We start from the raw sequence: 20,362 nt of genomic DNA on the forward strand, positions 1-20,362 counted from the left end.
GGACCAATGGCAGCAGACGGGCCAGACGACACTCGCTGGTTGGCAATCAATGCCGGCTCGTCCTCGCTCAAGCTGGCGATCTTCGATTCGGCCGGCAACCGGACGCACGCCTGCACGGCCGAAGAGCTCAGCGACGACGGCGGCCCTCTCGGCGAGGCGCATTCCCACGCGCTCGACGAGTTGCTCGCCGCCCTGCCACCGGGTGAGGCCGGGCCGTTCGCAGGCATCGCCCACCGCGTCGTGCATGGCGGCGAGCGCTTCGACGCCCCGACGCGGATCGACCAGGCGGTGATCGACGCGCTGCACAAGACCGAACCGCTCGCGCCGCTGCACAACCCGCTCGCGGCGGCCTGCATCGAGGCCGCCCGCCATCGCTTTCCCGACACGCCCCACTACGCCCTGTTCGACACGGCCTTCCACCGCGATCTGCCGCCCGAATCACGCGACTACGCCCTGCCCGCGTGGTGCCGCGATCGGCTGGGCATCCGCCGCTATGGATTTCATGGACTTTCGGCCGCCAATGCATTGCGCCGCATCGCCGAGGCCACCGGTCACCCGCCGGCTCGACTCAACCTGATCGTGCTGCACCTGGGCAACGGCGCGAGCGTCACGGCCATTCGTGGCGGGCACAGCGTGGCCACCTCGATGGGCATGACCCCGCTCGAGGGCCTGGTGATGGGCACGCGAGCAGGCGACATCGACCCAGCCATTCCCGGCGTGCTCGAACGGCGCGGCGGGTTGTCGAGCGACGAGGTCGACCACCTGCTCAACCACGAATCCGGCCTGCTGGGGCTGTGCGGCACGCGCGACATGCGCGAGATCCACGACGCGATCGACCGGGGCAGCGACGAGGCGAGTACCGCGCTGGCGATGTACATCCATCGCATTCGCCATTACCTGGGTGGCTATCTGGTCAACCTGGGTCGGCTGGATGCCCTGGTATTCACCGGCGGCATCGGCGAACACGACCTCGTCGTGCGCGAATCGGTCTGCGAAGGCCTGGGCGTGATGGGGCTCTCCCTGGACCCGGAAGCCAATCGCCGGGACGAAGCGGGGGTACGCGCCCTGCATCAGCCGCACAGTCCGGCGGGCATCTGGGTGGTACCCGCCGACGAGGAATGGGAAATGATCCGCCAGATACAGGACTTGCTCTGACATCCATTCGACACACCCCCTTGCTCTGATACGGGGTCAGGGCATCCACATCAAACGATCCCGACTTCCGGAGAACAAGTCCATGCAGCAAGACGATATCAAGGCGATCGACGGTTTCTGGCGCGCGGCCAACTACCTGTCCGTGGGACAGATTTACCTGCTGGACAACCCGCTGCTGCGCGAGCCGCTGGCAGCCGAGCACATCAAGCCACGCCTGCTCGGCCACTGGGGCACCACCCCGGGGCTCAACTTCATCTACGCGCACATGAACCACCAGATCGCGGCGCGCGACCTCGATGCGATCTACCTGGCCGGCCCCGGCCACGGGGGGCCGGGGCTGGTGGCCAGCGCCTGGCTTGACAGCACCTACTCCGAGGTTTACCCCGAAATCAGTCGCGACGAGGCGGGCATGCGACGGCTGTTCCGGCAGTTTTCCTTCCCCGGCGGCATCCCCTCGCATGTCGCGCCCGAAACACCCGGCTCGATCCACGAGGGCGGCGAACTCGGCTACGTGCTCTCGCATGCCTTCGGCGCGGCGTTCGACAACCCGGATCTGGTCGTCTGCGCGGTGGTGGGTGATGGCGAGGCCGAAACCGGCCCGCTGGCCACCTCATGGCACTCGAACAAGTTCCTCGACCCGGTGCATGACGGCGCCGTGCTGCCGATCCTGCATCTCAACGGTTACAAGATCGCCAATCCCGCAGTGCTCGCCCGCATTCCCGAAGAGGAACTCGAGGCACTGCTGCGCGGCTACGGCTACCAGCCCCATTTCGTCAGCGGCGAGAACCCCGAACAAATGCACCCGGCGATGATCGAGACGCTCGGTCAGGCCCTCGACGAGATCCACGCCATCCAGCAGCACGCCCGCCAAGACGGAGACACCACGCGCCCGCGCTGGCCGATGATCGTGCTGCGCACGCCCAAGGGCTGGACCGGCCCCGAGGAGGTCGACGGCAAGCCGGTCGAGGGCACCTGGCGCGCCCACCAGGTCCCGGTCGCCAATGTGCGCGGCAACTCGGCCCACCGCCAGCTGCTCGAAGAATGGATGAAGAGCTACCGGCCCGAGGAACTCTTCGACGAACACGGCCAACCGTTCGACTGGCTCACCGCCCGCACCCCGACCGGTGCTCGTCGCCTGTCGGCCAACCCGCATGCCAACGGCGGGCTCCTGTGCCGGCCGCTCGACCTGCCCGACTTTCGCGATTACGAGATCCCGGTCGAGGCGCCCGGCCAGACCAAGGCCGAGTCGACCCGCGCCATGGGACGCTTCCTGCGCGACGTGATCGAACGTAGCCACGAGACGCGCAACTTCCGCCTGTTCGGCCCGGACGAAACGTCATCCAACCGGCTCGATGACGTCTTTTCCGTCACCGATCGAGCCTGGAACGCCGAGACCCTGCCCACCGACGAGCACCTCGCCCGCGGCGGGCGCGTCATGGAGATCCTCTCGGAGCACACCTGCCAGGGCTGGCTCGAGGGCTACCTGCTGACCGGCCGGCATGGCCTGTTTGCCTGCTACGAGGCCTTCATCCACATCATCGACTCGATGTTCAACCAGCACGCCAAATGGCTGGATACCAGTCAGGATATCCCGTGGCGTGCGCCGGTGCCGTCACTCAACTATCTCCTGACCAGCCACGTCTGGCGCCAGGACCACAACGGCTTCTCGCACCAGGACCCCGGCTTCATCGATCTCGTGGTCAACAAGAAGGCGAGTGTGGTCCGTGTCTACTTCCCACCGGATGCGAACTGCCTGCTGTCGGTGACCGACCATTGCCTGCGCAGCCGCGATTACGTCAACGTGATCGTCGCCGGCAAACAGCCCCAACCCCAGTACCTCGACATGGATGCGGCGATAAAACACTGCACGGCCGGGGTGTCCATCTGGGAATGGGCCAGCAGCGACGACGGCCTGGAGCCCGACGTGGTGATGGCCTGCGCCGGCGACGTGCCCACCGAGGAAATCCTCGCCGCCACCGACCTGCTGCGTCGCCACCTGCCCGAGCTGCGCGTGCGGCTGGTCAACGTGGTCGACCTGATGAAACTCCAGCCCGAGAACGAGCACCCGCATGGCCTGTCCGACAGCGCCTTCGACTCGCTCTTCACCCTCGACCGGCCGGTCGTCTTCGCCTATCACGGCTACCCGTGGCTGATTCACCGCCTGACCTACCGGCGCACCAACCACCACAACCTGCATGTCCGCGGCTACAAGGAGGAAGGCACGACCACCACCCCATTCGACATGGCGGTGAAGAACGAAATCGACCGCTTCCATCTGGTCATCGACGTGATCGAGCGCGTGCCCGGCCTGAAAGTCCGCGGCGCCCACCTGCGCCAGCAAATGGAACAGCGCCTGATCGATCACGAGCTGTACATCCGCGAACACGGTGAGGACATGCCGGAAATCCGCGATTGGCGCTGGCCCGCCGTCGCCACCGAGGGCTGACACCCCGACCACCCTCTTCCCGCGCGATTCTCCCTGTGGATCGGTTGACTGTGGTCTATTGTTAGCACCCACATTCAATTAGTCAGATGCAATCAAGGCAGGGAAGCGTATGGGAACGGACAAGACGCATATCGTCCGTAGTCGGTCCGGCACCGGACTGCTCCTGCTGCCCTTCCTGCTGGCCACGCCGGCCGGTCAGCTCATGGCGGCGGATTCCGCGGACGCCAGTCGCGTGGCGGCCGTGGAATTGGCCCGCGAAGGCCAGCTCGATCGCGCCATCGCGAGGCTGGAGTCCCTGGACGCGGCTCACCCGGGTGACCGCCGCATCCTCGGCGACCTGATCGTCCTGCATCGCCAGGCCGGCGACAACGCCGCCATCCTCGAGCGCACGGCAGGGCTCACCCCCTCCGAGGTGCCGGAGTATGCCCATATCGCCTGGGCCGGCGCGCTGCGTGATGCCCGCCACTTCGAACAAGCCGCCGCCGTCCTGAAAAACTCCCACCGCCGTCTCGGCACGCCCGCCAGCGTGCGCTACGGCGTGGTCAGCGCCGAGGCGGGCGACACAGCCACCGCCATCGACGTCCTCCAGGGCATTGATCCGCTGCCCGAGTCCGCCAGCGAAATCGCGATGATGGCCTACGGCATGCGGTTATCCGCGCATGTTCGCGAGGCGCTCGCACTGGCCAACTACGCCCGCCGGGCCGACCCCGAGGCCCCGTCTCCCTACGTGGAACAGACCCTGGCCCTCTGGCAGCTGGGTGCCGCCGAACGCGCCCTGGAGGCCGTCCGCACCCACCCGGAACGGTTCGAACCCGATGTCCGGCTGCAGATCGAGGCCGACGCCATCGCCGCCGACATCCGCCAGGCAATCGACCAACGTGACCAGCTGCTTGTCGACTCACGGCCCAAAGAGGCCAACGCCGTCATGTCTGCCCCATTGCGGCGGCTGGACGGCTTTATCGCGCGCGTACCCACGGACCACCCGCAACACCGCCGCGCGCTCTACGACCGGATCTTTCTCCTGCGCGAGAGCGAGTGGATGCCCGAGACCATCGCGACCTGGGAGACGCTGCCGGCCGATCCGATACCGCCGCCATTCGCCCGACGGGCCGCCGCGGACGCCTACCTGGCCGAGAAGCAGCCGGAGGCCGCCTTGCCCCTCTACGAATCGCTGCTGCCCGCCTCGGGCCCCGCCGACCTGACCCTGTTGCTCGACCTTTACTACACCCTGATCGCACTGGAAGACTACGATCGAACGGCCAAGGTGCGGGATCGCGCCGCCGCGGCCCCCGCCTGGCTACCCACCGCCCCCGGGCGGGATCCTGTCCCGAACTGGGAACGGGTCGATGTCGACCAGCTCCTGGTCAATGACGCCGCGTATCGCCAGCAGGACGCCGAGGCCTGGCGACGCAGCGGCGAACTGGTCGATGCCGCCCCGGCGCATTCCGGACTGTGGAGTCAGCGCGCCCAGATCGCCCGCTGGCGCGGCTGGCCGGAACGGGCGGAAATGTTCACGGCACAGGCCGAGGCCTGGGCTCCCGAGGCGCTGGAAACGCGGCTCTCGCACGCGGCCGATGCCCGAGACCTGGGTCACTGGGAGGCCTGGGAGGCAGAAGTCGACGCGCTGGCGCAAGACTTCCCTCACGATAGCCGGGTCCAGCGTCAGCTAGATGAGCTGGATGACCGCGATCGCTTTTCGATCGAGAGCGAAGTCACCGTCGGCCGCACCCGCGGCGGTGAAGCACTGGTCTCCGGTAGCGACGACCAGAGCTGGCGCACGCGGCTGAACTCGCCCTGGTCGGCACACGACGTCCGCGCCTTCGTCGAACACCGCCGCGAAACGGCTACCTACGACGAGACGGAAGGCACCCACGACCGGGTCGCGGCCGGTGTCGAGTGGGCCGCCGATCGCAAACGCGCCTGGGCGGCCGTGCATCGCAACCGCCTCGGCAGCGCCGAAGCCGGCGTGGCCGCCGGTTGGTCGCAGTGGCTCAACGACCACTGGCAGATCGGCATCGAGGGCGACTCCTATTCACTCGAGACCCCGTTGCGAGCAAAAGAGGCGGGTCTCGAAGGCTGGTCGGCCAGCGCCTCGGTCAACTGGCGCGCCTCGGAATCGCTGGCGGCCTACGCCACCACCGGCCTGCTCGCCATCGACGACGGCAACCGGCGTCTGTCGCTCGGCACCGGCGTCACCCGCCGGGTCTCGGCCGGACCACACCATGTCACCGACCTGGGCGGCGACCTCTTCTACCAGGACAACAGCCAGCCCGGCGGGCCGTACTACAACCCCGAGAGCTCGGGCAGCGCCGCGATCCGGGTCGACCACGACTGGATCACCTGGCGCCGTTACGATCGCGCCTTCACCCAGCGTTTCCATGCCGCCACCGGCATGGGGTACCAGGCCGACTTCGGCAGCAACCCCGTGATCGAGCTCCGCTACGAACATCGCTGGGACCTCAACCGCCGCTGGGCCATGCGCTACGGCATCGGCTGGTCCAGCGTGGCCTACGACGGCGAGCGCGAACGACGACTGTATGGCCTATTCGGTCTGGAAGGGATTTTCTGATGGCACGTTGGATAGCACGACTCACCTCCCTGGTCACCGGCCTGCTACTCGCCGGCAACGTTCTGGCCGCCTTGCCCGACGTGCCCGACGGCCAGTTCATGGCCCTGTGCTACCACGACGTCCGCGACGACGTGATCGCCGAGCGCGATGCCGACCCCTATGCCGTCAGTACCGCCCGCCTGGTCGCCTGGTTCGACTGGATGGAGGCCAATGATTGGCAGCCGGTCTCCCTCGATCAGATTATCGCGGCGCGCTCGGGCGGCACGCCACTGCCGGACAGCGCCGTGCTGCTGACCTTCGATGACGGCCTGGCCAGCCTCTACACCCACATCTTCCCGTTGCTGGTGGCCTACGACTATCCCGCCCTGTTCGCGCTGCAAACCGGCTGGCTGGAGACCGTCTGGAACGACGCCGAGGTGACCTACACGCCGCAGGGATTCGCCGAGCCGACAACGAAGACGGGGGGCAGCATCGCCGACACGGTCACCTACAATGAGCGGCCACTCGGGCCCGAGGGCTTCGTCACACCCGCCCAGATCCGGGAAATGCACGATGGTGGGCTGGTCGAGTTCGCCAGCCACAGCCACGACCTGCACCGCGGCATCCTCGGCAACCCGCAAGGCAACAAACAACCGGCGGCCATCACGCGGCGCTTCGACCCACAAACCGGCGAATACGAGAGCGATGCCGTCTTCCGCCATCGCATCCGCGAGGATCTCCAGCGCAGCCGGGCGATGATCGAGTCGCTCACCGGCCGGGCGCCGCGGGCCATCGTCTGGCCCTACGGCGCACACAGCGGGGAGGTGGACGCCATCGCCGCCGAGGTCGGCATGCCCTGGTCGTTCTCGCTGGGCGGCACGCCCCTCAATACCCCGGAGGAGGAAACATTTTCCCGCGCGCTGATCGTGGACGACCCCCTCCCGCTCGAAGTCGCCACCGAGGCCCGGCCGGCCGGCGAGCATCCGGTCAACCTGCCCGCACCGCAACGCGCGGTGCAAATCGACCTGGACTACGTCTACGATCCCGACCCGGAGCAGACCAACGCCAATCTCGGGGCGCTCCTCGACCGCATCAAGGCCCTGGAAGTCCGCACGGTCTACCTGCAGGCCTTCGCCGACCCCGACGGGGACGGCAATGCCGCCGAGCTGTATTTCCCCAACCGGCACCTGCCGATGCGGGCCGACCTGTTCAACCGGGTCGCCTGGCAACTGCGCACCCGCGCGGGCGTGCAGGTCTACGCCTGGATGCCACTGCTGTCCTTCGACCTGCCCGACGCCGAACGCAAGCGCGCACTGTCCGTTACCCGGTCGGGCCCCGAGGGCGAGCCGGTACTGGTGGCCGATGCCGACTACCGGCGCCTGAGCCCTTTCCTGCCAGAATCGGAGCAAATCGTGGGCGAGATCTACGCCGATCTCGGGCGCGCGGCCAGCAGTATCAGCGGGTTGCTCATCCACGACGACGCGTACCTCGCGGCCGACGAGGACCGGACCGCCTGCCGCAGCGAGGCACGCTGGCCCGGCACGAACACCCCGATCACCGATTGTGACCTGCCGCCGGCACGCAAGACGCAGGCGCTGATCGACTTCGGCCAGGCGGTCACGCAACGACTGACACATCACGTCCACGACTCCCTCGACTTCCGGGTGGCGCGCAATCTCTACGCCCGGGTGGTCCTCGATCCGGACGCGGAGGCACGCTTCGCCCAGTCGCTGCCGCCGTTCCTGGCGGCCTACGACGAGACGGCCATCATGGCCATGCCCTGGCTCGACGGCACCGAACTGCCACCCGATGTCTGGCTCGGCCGACTTGCTGATGCCGTCGAGGCGCAGGCGGGCGGTTTCGAGGACGTGGTCTTCGAGCTACAGGCCCGCGACTGGCGCGGCGAAGGCCGATGGGTGGAGGGTGAGACCCTCCGCGACTGGATGGAACAGCTCATGCGCCGCGGAGTCCTCAACCTGGCCTATTACCCGGATGACTTCCTCAATAACCGCCCACGCTTCGAACCCACCCGGGAAGGTATTTCGCTCAAAGCCTTCCCGCATCGGCGATAGGAGACCGAGGGCATGAACATCGACTGGCTGCTGGACTTCGTTTTCTTCTACCCCCTGGTGATGGCCTGGGTATGGATGATCGGTGGCACTTGGTACTTTTTCCGCTGGGAACGAGCGAAACACGGTGACATGGATCACCCGCCCACGATCAAGGATGCGCCGCCGTGCAGCATCATCATTCCCTGCTTCGACGAGGGCATCGACATCCGGGACACCGTGCACTACGCGCATGCAACCGAGTACCCGGACTTCGAGATCGTCGCCGTCAACGACGGCAGCAGCGACGAGACCGGCCGCATCCTCGATGCACTCACCGAGGAATACCCGCGCCTGCGGGTGGTGCACCTGGCGACCAACCAGGGCAAGGCCATCGCGCAGCGCACCGGGGCACTGGCCGCCAAGCACGAATTCCTGATCGGCATCGACGGCGACGCCCTGCTCCACCCCAAGGCGGTGGCCTGGATGATGGCCCACCTCAACTCGGGGCCGCGTGTCGGCGCGGTCACCGGCAACCCGCGCATCCTCAACCGCAGCACCTTGCTGGGCAAACTGCAGGTAGGCGAATTCTCCGCGACCATTGGCCTGATCAAGCGCGCCCAGCGAGTCTACGGGCGCATCTTCACCGTCTCGGGCGTGATCGCCGGGTACCGCCGCACCGCGCTGGACCGCGTCGGGTACTGGAGCCACGACATGATCACCGAGGACATCGATATCTCCTGGCGGCTGCAGCTTGACTACTGGGACATACGCTACGAACCCAACGCCCTGTGCTACATCTACATGCCAGAAACGCTGGGCGGGCTGTGGCGTCAGCGCCTGCGCTGGGCCCAAGGCGGCGTGGAGACGATTCTGCGACACGCCCCCGGCCTGTTCCACTGGGACAAGCGCCGCCTCTGGGCGGTGGCCGCCGAGTACACCGTCAGCATCCTGTGGGCCTATGCCATGGCGACCGTGTTGGTGATCTACCTGCTCGGCCTGATCTTCGAGTTGCCGCCAAGCTGGGACGGGCCGAGCATCATCCCGCAGTGGGCCGGGGTCATTCTCGGCATCACCGCCCTGTTGCAGTTTGTGGTCAGCCTGCTGATCGACCGGTACTACGAGCCCAACCGGCGTTTTTTCCGCAACTACTTCTGGGTGATCTGGTATCCGCTGGCCTTCTGGCTGCTGTCGATGGCGACCACGGTGGTCGCGCTGCCCAAGGCCATTCTCAAGCGGTCGGGCAAGCGGGCCCGCTGGGTCAGCCCGGACCGCGGACTGCGACCACCGGAGGAATGAAATAATGAAACGTTCCCTTCCCCGCCTGCCGAACATCATCGAGCGCAACGACCTGCTAACCCCCAGCGAACGTCGCGTGGGCCAGATCGTCGGCCTGGTCGCCTGGGCGATTTGGATCTACCTGTTTACGCCCACCATTGCCCTGATCGGCTGGCTGCTCGGCGCGGAGCTGTTCGAGCGCCACATCCTCAAAGACCCCATGGGCACCCTAGAGGCCGTGCAGACCTACGTGCTGGTGATCCTGATCGCCGGGCTGATCTTCATCGGCTGGGCGAGCTACAACTGGATACGCTTTCGCAATCGCGAGCGGCGTCTTGCGCCACCGCCACTCAGTTCCCAGGATTTGGCGCGCCGCTTCGGCATCTCACTGGCGGACGCCGAGAGCATCGAGAATCACCGCATCGTGACCGTGCATTTCAACGAGGGTGCCGAAATCCTCGACATCGTGGCCCAAGACCCGGTGCCCACGGGCATCCCTCGGCCGGCCGGCGTCTCCTCGTCAACTGCCGAACCATCCAGCCGCTGAACTGAGGGCCACAACGCAAAGCCCCCGGGAGATCGAATCTCACGGGGGCTGTCTCGTTGCGGCCAATCCAGGGTTATTGGATCTTCAGATAGGCGTAACCGTCACGCTGCAGATCGGCGATCTTGGCCACCCCGGAGCCCACCAGGCCGACACCCTCGTAAAGCTTGTCCTCCGACAGAGCGACCTCGCTTCGGGTGACACCACAGAGATGCACCTTGACCTGCCGAATCTTTATCAGGGTCTGCAAGCGCCCCTTGAGCTCCGCCCGACGCTCGTCCAGCGCCGCGTCGGTGGCAAAAGGCGTGCCCTCCAGTGGATCGTCGGTGGCAAAGCGAACCCCGGCCCCGACCAGCACCAGATGCACATCCCAGGGCAGAAGTTTCTGCTCGGCATCATTGATCAAGTTGTTGATCGAGGTGAGCGTGGCCGAGTAGCGGGTGGGGTCGGCAAAATCGACGTGGTAGACGACGCGCTGGGTGTCATCGGCCTGCGCCGGACCCTGGGCCGACAACGCCAGTGCGGTGGCCGCCATCAAGAGGACGACCGATCGGATGAGGCGTGGGGCCATGTTGCTGGCGTGGCCCAGAACAGAGGAAAAAGCAGTCATTTCGTTACTCCCGTCAAGCGATACACAAGGAGCATAGTCGATCACCGACGCTCAGGGCTGAGGCGGCACGCTGCGACGATCCGGATACTGGCGCTGGGTGTACGCCGCCAGCGCATTGGCCAGCTTGATGCCCGGATTCTCCGCACAGAAGGCAAGCACCGCCTCCTTGGCCGCCGAGGCGGGCTGGCCGGCCTGGAGGTCGTAGGTGTTGCGGAGAATCACGTTGCCCGCGGTGAGATACCCGGCGATGAAACCGTCCAGCCGCCCCCGGCTGCCCGGGTGGTTGCCGTCGGCGACTGCCACGACATCCGCGCAGGACCAGTTGCCCGGACCAAAGGCAACATAACGACCCTCGACGCTCTTGGCGGCCCCGAGCGTCGGCAGGGCGAGGAAAGCCGTCGCGGCAACAAGGGCGGTAACCACCGCGGAGGACCGTTCGATCCGGGGCATCGGACTCTCCTGTCAGCCGAACTGCAGATCAAAACCGCAGTTGGCGATGTAGGCCTGTTCGCGCTCGAGGTCGGCCACGGTCAGCGGGTGATCTTCCAGCCAGCCTGCCGCGAACGAGAGCTCCAGCCGATTACCCTCGGCATCGCCCCGGACCTGGCAGGGGGAAATGCCCTCGCCCCGATCACGGTGGAACAGCACGGCCAGACGCAGGATCACGGCCAGGCGCATCGCCAGCGGGCGCATGTCGTCGTCGAGCGTCTCGAAGCGCGCCGGCTTGAACTTGCGACGGTGGGCATGCACCAGCGCGGCGACTGCCGTTTGCGCCGTGCGGGTCAGGCCCGGCATGTCGGCATGCTCCAGCACATAGGCGCCGTGGTGATGATAGCCGGAATGCGAAATCGCCAAGCCCACCTCGTGAACGCGCGCGGCCACGTCCAGCCAGGTGGCCAACGGCAGCGCCTCGCTGGTCTCATCACTAGTTGCTCCCCACTCGGCCTCGACCTGACTCCACAGCGCCGCGGTGGTCGTCGCCACGTGCTCGGCATGATCGGCATCGACGTTGAACATCCGTTGCAGACGTCCGACGGTCAGGTCACGCACGTCATCGAAATCCTGGCGCTCGAGCCAGTCGTAGATCAGCCCCTCGCGCAACGCACCGTCGGAAATCCCCATGCGCTCGATGCCCAGCGCCTCAAAGACCGCCCGCATCGCCACCAGCCCGCCGACGAATACCGGCTTGCGGTCATCGGAAAGCCCGTCGAGCGAGAGCTTGGCGAGGCTGCCGGCCTTGAGCACGGCCTTGCGAATCGCGTCCAGCCCCGCCAGCGTCAGGCTGCCATCGCCCCAGCCGTTAGCCTCCGCCACCGTGGCCAGCGAGCGAGCGGTGCCACTGCTGCCCACGGCGCGCGCCCAGCCCAGCTCGCGGTAGGCACGCTGGTAACTCATCAGCTCCAGTTCAGCCCAGCGTTCGGCCTTGAGCATGCGGTTCTTGTCGTACTTGCCGTCACTGAAATGATCGGAGGTCAGTCGCACGCAACCGAGCGGCGCGCTCTCCATGCGCACCGGCTCGAACCCTTCGCCAATGATCAATTCGGTCGAGCCGCCGCCGATGTCGACCACCAACCGGCGCCCGTCGGCCGGCACATCGCTGTGGGCCACGCCGAGATACACCAGCCGTGCCTCCTCGCGCCCGCCGATGATCTCGATCGGGTGCCCGATGGCCTGCTGCGCGCGGCGGATGAACGTCGCACCGTTCTTCGCCGCCCGCAAGGTGTTGGTCCCGACGATGCGCACCCGCCCCCGGGGCATGCCCGACAGGCGCTGGCCGAATCGCCGCAGGCAATCCAGCCCGCGCTCGATCGCCTCACTGGAGAGATGCCCGCGCTCGTCCAGCCCCCCGGCTAGGCGCACCATCTCCTTCATGCGGTCGATGACCTGTAGCTGACCCGCTTCAACCCGGGCGACCAGCATGTGAAAACTGTTGGACCCCAGGTCCACCGAGGCGATGACTTCTCCGTCCTGCATGGGCTTTGGAATCCCGGCTGAGTGCCACCTCGAGTGGAAACGAGGCAGGCATCTGGATTGATCCGTCTGGATGAGCGAAGGCCGCATCGTCGCGACGCCTCCTCGCATTATGTCCATTTTGCCGGTGACCAGAAACCCTGCCGACTCGACACCCGTGAGTCTTGCGAGCAATCGACAGATCGATTAGCGTAAAAAGTCACAACCTGATACACACCCATCATCTCAAGGACGAGAGACGTGGTACTTCCCCGATGCCGCCCAAGCGGCTTCGGCCAGCGCATGGCATGGACCCGCATGGCATGGATCGCCGTGTCGCTGGCCGGGGCGTTTGCGCCCCCTGCCATTGGGCAGGCAACCAATCCGACCGACGAGTCGCTCCGCCTCCAGGAGCGCCAGCAGGATCTGCGCGACCGGCTCGAATCCGGGCCGGCCGTGCGTCTGCCGCGTAAATCCCGCCCCTCCCCCCGACTGCCCGAACACGAGACGCCCTGTGTCGAGATCGAGCGCATCCGGCTGACCGAAGATGCGCGCCCGCGCTTCGAGCGCGCCCTCGACAGGGCGCTGGCCCATCTGGGATGGCAGGGCCGCCACTGTCTGGGCAAGCGGGGCATTGACGCGATCCAACGCGAGGTCCAGCAGCAACTGATCGATGCCGGCCTGATCACCACCCGCGTGAGCGCGCCACCGCAGGATCTCGACAAGGGCCAATTGGTTTTGGCGATGCTGCCGGGCCGAGTCGGCAGCGTGCGCGCGAGCGCCACCGCCGACAAACGCGCCCAACCACGCCCCGCCTTCCCCATCCGTGACAACGACCTGCTCGATCTGCGCGACATCGAACAGGGGCTGGAGAATCTCGAACGACTGCCGAGCGTCTCGGCCGACATCGCCATCCAACCCGGCGAGCACCCCGGCGAAAGCGATGTCGTGGTCGATTGGCAGCAGGACTTCCCGCTGCGACTCTCGCTGTCCGTCGACGACTCGGGCAGCCGGGAAACAGGGCGATTCCTCGGCACGGCGACGGTGTTTGGCGATCACTTGTTCGGCCTCAACGGACTGCTCTACGCCAGCCTCACTCGCAATCTCGGACTCGATGATCGCGAGCGCCCGGGCGGCACCGAGTCTTACACCCTGCACTACTCCGTTCCCCTCGGTCACTGGCGATTGGGCGCCACCGCCAGCCGCTTTGCCTATCACCAGACGATCGCCGGCCTTGATCGCAACTACCGCTACAGCGGCAAGGGCGAGCGGCATGAGCTGGAAATCGCCCGGGTGGTGCATCGCTCCGATGTCGGCCGCACCCGTATCAAGGCCACCGCGTGGCTGCAGACCTATTCCAACGCGATCGACCAGACCCGCATTTCCGTGCAGGACCGTCGCATGGCCGGGTACTCGACCGGCATCGAACATCGACACTTTTTCGGCCGCAGCACGCTTGATGTTTCGCTGAGCCATCGCTGGGGCACCGGCATGCTCGGCGCGCGCCGAGCGCCCGAGGAGGCGTTTGGCGAAGGCACCTCCCGACCGCACATCACCTCGGTCCACGCCCGCCTGGACGCCCCGTTCGCCCTCGGCGACCAGCCCCTGCGCTATCGCGGCCAGATTCGGGGCCAGTTCAATCACACGCGCCTGATCCCGCAGGACCGTTTCGCCATCGGCAGCCGCCATTCCGTGCGCGGCTTTGGCGGCAACCTGCTGATCAGCGGCGAGCGCGGCGCGTTCTGGCGCAACGAACTGCACCTGGAACTCCCCGGACCACTGCACCCCTACCTCGCGCTGGATGCCGGCCGAGTCGACGGCCCATCGACTCGCGAATTGCCTGGCCGGCACCTGGTGGGCGCGGCCCTCGGCCTGCAATGGCGTTGGAAGAACACCTGGATTGACGCCTGGGCGGCTCGCGCCATGGATCGGCCGGCCGCCTACCCCGACCCCGGGCTGCAGGCCGGCTTTCAGGCCGGCATCCACTTCTGAACTCGAACACCAGTGCACGACAAGGACACGTCATGACACATTCGCTTCGAACCCACTCATCCCGCGCGTTGACGGCATGGATTGCCTCGACGCTTGTTGCCCCGACGGTTGCCGCCAGCGAGATCCGCTCGCACCCGGACGCCCGCGGTGAGAATCGCCCCGGCATCCATCAATCGGCCAACGGCACGCCCGTGGTCGAGATCACCACGCCGGGAACCGACGGCGTGTCACACAACGTCTACCAACAACTCGACGTCGACAAGGCCGGGGTGGTCTTCAACAACGGGCGCCAGACAAGCGCCACGGAGCTTGCCGGACAGATCGGCGCCAACCCGGCACTCGTCGGCGGCACGGCCGACCTGATCCTCAACGAGGTGCGTGCCGCCTCGCCCAGCCAGCTGGCCGGGTACCTGGAAATCGGCGGCAACCCGGCGGATCTGGTCGTCGCCAATCCCGCCGGCATCACCTGCAACGGCTGCGGCTTTATCAATGCCGAGCGCGCCATGCTGACCACTGGCCGCCCGCTGTTCGAGGACGAGCGCTGGACCGGCCTGGATGTCCGCGAGGGCCGCATCCGCATCGAGGGTGATGGCATGGACGCCAGCCGCACCGCCGAGGCCGACCTGCTGGCCCGTGCCATCGAGATCAACGCCGGCATCTGGGCCGATCACCTCGATGTCACCACCGGCATCGGCGACTTCGACCGTGAAGGCCAGCTCATTGAATCGGCCGCAGCCGCTACCGCATCGCCCGAGTGGGGCATCGACACCGCCCGGCTCGGCGGCATGTACGCCAACAAGATCCGGCTCGTCGCGAACGAACACGGCGTGGGTGTGCGAAACGACGGCACCTTGGCCGCCGGCACGGAAGGCATGGCCGTCACGGCCGACGGCAAACTGGTCAACAACGGCACCGTCGCCTCCGCGGGCAGCGCCGCGATGCAGGCCGAGACGATCGTCAACCCCGGCGAGATGCACGCCGAAGGCGGTCTTGCACTCGACGCCGCGCAAGCGATCGATAACCGTGACGGCCGCATCGTTGGACAGGCGGACGTCACCGTCAAGGCATCGACCATCGACAACCGCACAGGCCAAACACTCGCCGGCGGAACGCTGAGACTGTCGGCTGACGCCGGCATACTCAACGAGGGCGGGCTGTCTTTTGGCGAGGGAGGCCTGAGCATGGTCACGCCCTCGATGTCCGGCGATGGTCAGTGGCTCTCGGACGGCGACATCGAGGCCACGATCCGGGGCGATCACCGCCATCAGGGCGAAATGGCCGCCAACGGCAATCTCACGCTGAGCGTCGAAGGCAGATTGGCAAATCAGGGGCGACTGACGGCGGACGGCGAGGCCAACGTCGGCGCCAAGGACGTGGACAACCGGGCCACCGGCGAGATCGCCGCCAGCCGCCTCGACCTGGCCGCCGAGGATCGGCTCGACAACCACGGGCTCGTCGATGGCGGCGAGGTCCACGTCACAGCCACGACCATCGAGAACACCGTGACTGGCCGAATCTACGGCGATTATCTTTCAGTCACCGCCGACCACCTGCTCAATCTCGGCGATGACACCAGCGCCGCAACCCTGGCCGCCCGCAGCCGCCTGCACCTGGCGGTCGACAAGTTGGAGAACCGTTACGAGGCGTTGGTCTTCAGTGCCGGCGACATGCGTATCGAGGGCCACGACGACGCTTTTGCCGGCCACCTTGTCAACGAGGGCGCCACCATCGAGGCGCTCGGCAACCTGTCGGTCGCCGCCGACCGGATCGACAACCTCAACGCCGGGCTGGTGACCGCCCAGGTCGACGAGCCACCGGTCCAGGAATCCTGGATACAGCTCCGGGGCAGCCAGCGCACCTTCGACGCCGCCGACTGCACGAGCCTGTACCACGAGAACGTCTGGTGCCAGGGCTACCCGCACGAGATCTCCGACTTCACCTGGTTCCAGACCACCGCCGTCACCTCGCATACCGAGGTCGTCGAAACCCACCCGGCGACCCTGCGCGCGGGCGGGAACATGACGCTCGACGGCGGCACGCTGCGCAACCGCGACAGCCAGATGATCGCCGGCGACAGCCTGCTGGCCGATCTCGACGACCTCGACAACCGCGCCACCCAAGGCCGGGACATCACCCGGCGCGAGGGCACCGCCAGCTTCACTACGGTGGAGTCCTGCGGCACGTTCGGGTCGGATCACTGCCGCGAATGGCACGGCACCAGCCCCTACCGCCCGGCACCGGAATACGGCACGCCCTACGATCTACCCACCGTCACCTACACCGATCAGGCCGGCGCCAACCCGTCCGTGTCCACGATCCCGGGCGCGTCGGCCAACTCGCCCTCCACGAGCCCCACGCTCCCCAATGCCAGCCTGTTCCGCATCCGGCCGGACAACCCCAACACCCCGCTGATCGAGACCGACCCCCGCTTCGCCAGTTACCGCCACTGGTACGGCTCCAATGCCATGCTCGATGCCCTGAGCCGCGACCCGGCCTATACCCAGAAACGACTTGGCGACGGTTTTTACGAACAATCGCTCGTCCGCCAGCAGGTAATCGAGCAGACCGGGCAACGCCGCCTCGCCGGCTTTGCCGATGACGAAACCCAGTTCCGCGCCCTGATCGACGCCGGCATCGCCCTCGGCAAGGATCTCGAGTTGGTACCGGGTGTACGCCTGCAAGCCGAGCAACTCGCGCAACTCACCGCCGACATCGTCTGGCTGGAAGAGCAGGACGTCAGCATCGACGGGCAAAGCCGAGAGGTCCTGGTCCCGCGCCTGCACCTCGCCGATGGCCCGCCCCGGCCAGCCGGCAACTCGGGACGCATCGCCGCACGGCAGCTCGAATTCGCCGTCGACGGCATCGCCACCAATCGCGGCGATCTCGCCGCACGCGACACGCTTACCCTGTCCGCCAACCGCATCGAGAATCTCGGCGGCACCATCGAGGCCAATCGCACCCAACTCGCGGCCGACACCGACATCCAGCAGCGCGGCGGCGAGATTCGCGGGCAACGGGCCTTGTCCCTGGCCGCCGGGCGGGACATCACTGTCGCAGCCGATACCCGCCACGACGACATCGGCGTCGGCACCAACCGCTTCTCCCGCGACCAGATCGTCGACCGCAGCCGCATCGCCCTCACCGGCGACGGCGAGCTGACCGTCACCGCCAGGCGCGACCTGACGCTGCAAGCCGCCGAGGTCACACATGACGGCGACGGAACCACCACGCTGGCCGCCGGACGCGACCTGCGCCTGACCACGGCCACCAAGGGACAAGACGAGTCGATCGCCTGGGACTCGGACAACCGGCTTGTCCAAGGCACTCTCCGCGAGGTCGGGGCTGTCATCGACACCCAGAGCGATCTCGAGCTGATCGCCGGACGCGATCTCTCCGCACGAGCCGCCAACATCGACGGCGGCGACGGCACCGTCACGCTGACCGCGCGCCGCGACATCCAACTGGCCGACGGTGAGGCGACCCGCCACTGGGAGGAAGCTCACCGACTCGAGGACGACAGTTGGGCCTCGAGCACCGTCGCTATCTCGCACGAGACCGCCAACGATCACCGGAGCCAGGCATCCCGACTGAGCGGGGGCGCCGTGCGACTCTCCGCCGATCAAGACATCGTCGTGCAGGGCAGTCATGTCGACGCTCTTCACGACCTCTCGGTGCTGGCCGGGGGAGACATCCGGTTGTTGGCCGGCGAGGAACGTCACGAGGAAAGCCACTTCAGTGACAAGCAACGCTCCGGCTTCACGACGAGCGGGTATAACCGCTCGCGGAGCACCTTTTCCAGGGAGGAGCAACGGGTCCAGCATGTCGCCTCATCCCTGCACAGCCGGCAGGGCGACGTCACGCTACTCGCCGGCCTGGCCGAGATCATCCCGGCCGATGGAGGAGCCGTGGTCGTCGACGGCAGCCGCGTCTCCGCCGATGCCGGGCGCCTGGATCTCGCCGGGCAGCAGATCCTGCTCACCACCACCCAGGACAGCACCCGCACCACGGCCGCCCGACTCAAACGCAAGAACACCTGGGCCTTCGCCACTGGCTTACCCGAAGGCGCCAAAGACTCGCTCGACACTGAGCGGCGGCAACTGACCGCCAACGGCAGCACCCTGAGCGGACGCGAGGGCGTCTCTCTTCTGACCAACGGGCTTATAGACGTCACCGCCGCCCAACTCGAATCCTCCGACGGGGGCGTCGACATCAACGGCGGCCAAGTCCACATCCGCACCGCCCGCGACCAGCTGTCAGCGACCCACGACGAAAGCCACGAGAAGACTGGCGTCAGCTGGCGCGACCTCACCGGTATGTTCACTCCCGGCCAGGGCGTCGGCTACGAGACCTCGGCCGAACAGGTAGACAGCGAATCCACGCTCGCGCCGGCCACAATCAACGGCCGCCACGTCGCTATCCGCAGCATGCAAGACGATATCGATCTCACCGCCGTGCGAATCGAGGCGAGTGGTGACGAAACGGAGCAAGCCGGCGTCCGCATCGATGCCGCCGGCGATTTGTACTTCGGCACCGTCACCACCGAGACCTTCCATCGACGGGACGAAACGCACGAGGATCTCGCCTGGCAAGGTGCCGAGGGCGAGGGTCGATACAACGAGCAAATCCATTACAACCGGCTGAACGCCGAGCGAGTCAAGCTACGGGCCGGCGACCGCGTCACCGCCGACATAACGTCGCACGAACCCGTCGAGATACTGGCCCGGGCGCCTGGCATGGACTGGCTCCGAGCCTTGCGCGACACCCCCTCTTTAACCGACCAAGTTGACTGGCAAGCGATCGAAGAGGCTCACGAACACTGGTCGTATGACGAGCAGGGGCTCACGCCGGCAGCCGCCACCGTGGTCTCAGTGGCCGTTGCCTATCTCACGGCAGGCGCAGGCGCAGGCATAGTCAACGCGGCAGCTGTTTCTGGTGCAGCCTCGACAAGCGCTGGGGCTATTGCAGCCGGCATGGCTCAAGCAGCCACCACGAATTTGGCAACGCAGGCCGCTCTTGCCGCCTTAAACAACGAAGGCAACCTCAGCCAAGCCATCAATGACATGGATGGAACCGAAACAGTTAAGCAAATCCTAGCCAGCATGCTGACCGCAGGGATCGATACCGCGTACTCCGGGGACTATGGGGTCAGTCAATTTTCCGCAAAAACGGTAACGGGCTGCGTAAGCAGCAAGCTAATGGGGAAAAGTTGCAAGTCGGGAGCCCTTGAAACAGCAGCTCTAACAAGCGCGCAATGGGTCGGGCACGCTTTGCGGAAACATCAAATAGAATCATCCAAGCGCTTCCCCGGCATATGCGATCAGAGTGGCAAGTGTCTCTCCAACATAAGCGGAAAAAGCGCGGGCATAGATGGGGACAACGTCAAAATAGGAGGGGGAAGAATGGAAATAAGCAAGATATGCGACATCGCACCTGTTCTTTGCGCAGACCCAAAAACAGGACGTGTCACGAACAAAATATCATCGCGATACAAAGACTCGCGCTCGGGCACGATCATAATACCTGACGGGCTAAAACTAGCAGACGGACAGGCGCTTACCATAGAAAACATCTCAGGACAGCTTCCCCGCAGCCCCCTGGGTGGAATTCAAGGATCCCAAGGCATACTTGACCTATTCGGAATAGGAAAAGATTACAAACCCGGGTCTTTCGCGGACATACTAGTCGAATCCTTCGCGGGACCACACGACTGGCTAAACAGTAGCCATTACTATGGGGCCGACGGGAATATAAGCCAAGCAAATGGAATCTGGGGAATGGAGGCATGGAACTT

The 20,362-nt window shown here is 66.3% G+C and carries 11 protein-coding genes; 8 read left to right on the top strand and 3 right to left on the bottom strand.

The genetic code is table 11. The features are described 5' to 3' along the window. Positions 1–6 precede the first annotated feature (6 nt). The 6 genes from ABGV18_RS09795 to pgaD all read left to right on the top strand — a co-directional run bounded on the left by ABGV18_RS09795 (position 7) and on the right by pgaD (position 10,022). Complete coding sequence (locus tag ABGV18_RS09795; RefSeq protein WP_396585864.1) at positions 7–1,155, top strand: acetate/propionate family kinase; 1,149 nt, start codon at positions 7–9, stop codon at positions 1,153–1,155. 49 nt (positions 1,156–1,204) lie between these two features. Continuing rightward, positions 1,205–3,601, top strand: coding sequence for a phosphoketolase (locus ABGV18_RS09800; protein ID WP_396585875.1), 2,397 nt, complete (start codon positions 1,205–1,207; stop codon positions 3,599–3,601). A 109-nt stretch (positions 3,602–3,710) separates the two neighbouring features. Then, entirely contained in the window at positions 3,711–6,170 is a 2,460-nt protein-coding gene (gene pgaA / locus ABGV18_RS09805) for a poly-beta-1,6 N-acetyl-D-glucosamine export porin PgaA (protein ID WP_396585865.1), read from the top strand. Then, positions 6,170–8,221, top strand: a complete 2,052-nt coding sequence (pgaB, locus tag ABGV18_RS09810) for a poly-beta-1,6-N-acetyl-D-glucosamine N-deacetylase PgaB (RefSeq protein WP_396585866.1) — start codon at positions 6,170–6,172, stop codon at positions 8,219–8,221. Before pgaA ends, pgaB begins: the two co-directional genes overlap by 1 nt. 12 nt (positions 8,222–8,233) lie before the next feature. Continuing rightward, positions 8,234–9,496: a poly-beta-1,6-N-acetyl-D-glucosamine synthase gene (gene pgaC, locus ABGV18_RS09815; RefSeq protein ID WP_396585867.1), complete on the top strand. Its 1,263-nt coding sequence runs from the start codon at positions 8,234–8,236 to the stop codon at positions 9,494–9,496. Between the two features lie 4 nt (positions 9,497–9,500). Further along, entirely contained in the window at positions 9,501–10,022 is a 522-nt protein-coding gene (gene pgaD / locus ABGV18_RS09820) for a poly-beta-1,6-N-acetyl-D-glucosamine biosynthesis protein PgaD (RefSeq protein ID WP_396585868.1), read from the top strand. A gap of 73 nt (positions 10,023–10,095) precedes the next feature. Here pgaD and ABGV18_RS09825 read toward each other — a convergent pair whose 3' ends face one another. Genes ABGV18_RS09825 through ppx form a run of 3 tightly spaced genes read right to left on the bottom strand, consistent with a single transcriptional unit; the run spans position 10,096 to position 12,603 of the window. Further along, positions 10,096–10,629: a DsrE family protein gene (locus ABGV18_RS09825; protein WP_396585869.1), complete on the bottom strand. Its 534-nt coding sequence runs from the start codon at positions 10,627–10,629 to the stop codon at positions 10,096–10,098. 51 nt (positions 10,630–10,680) lie between these two features. Next, a complete protein-coding gene (locus tag ABGV18_RS09830) occupies positions 10,681–11,079 on the bottom strand; it encodes a hypothetical protein (RefSeq protein ID WP_396585870.1) in 399 nt (132 codons plus the stop codon). A 12-nt stretch (positions 11,080–11,091) separates the two neighbouring features. Next, positions 11,092–12,603, bottom strand: a complete 1,512-nt coding sequence (ppx, locus tag ABGV18_RS09835) for an exopolyphosphatase (RefSeq protein WP_396585871.1) — start codon at positions 12,601–12,603, stop codon at positions 11,092–11,094. A 279-nt stretch (positions 12,604–12,882) separates the two neighbouring features. Between ppx and ABGV18_RS09840 the strand changes: the two genes are divergently transcribed. Next, entirely contained in the window at positions 12,883–14,571 is a 1,689-nt protein-coding gene (locus ABGV18_RS09840; protein WP_396585872.1) for a ShlB/FhaC/HecB family hemolysin secretion/activation protein, read from the top strand. 32 nt (positions 14,572–14,603) lie between these two features. Next, the coding region (locus tag ABGV18_RS09845) for a two-partner secretion domain-containing protein (protein ID WP_396585873.1) at positions 14,604–20,362 on the top strand (5,759 nt) is incomplete at its 3' end.

The organism is Guyparkeria halopsychrophila, assembly GCF_044582135.1.
GTDB lineage: Bacteria > Pseudomonadota > Gammaproteobacteria > Halothiobacillales > Halothiobacillaceae > Guyparkeria.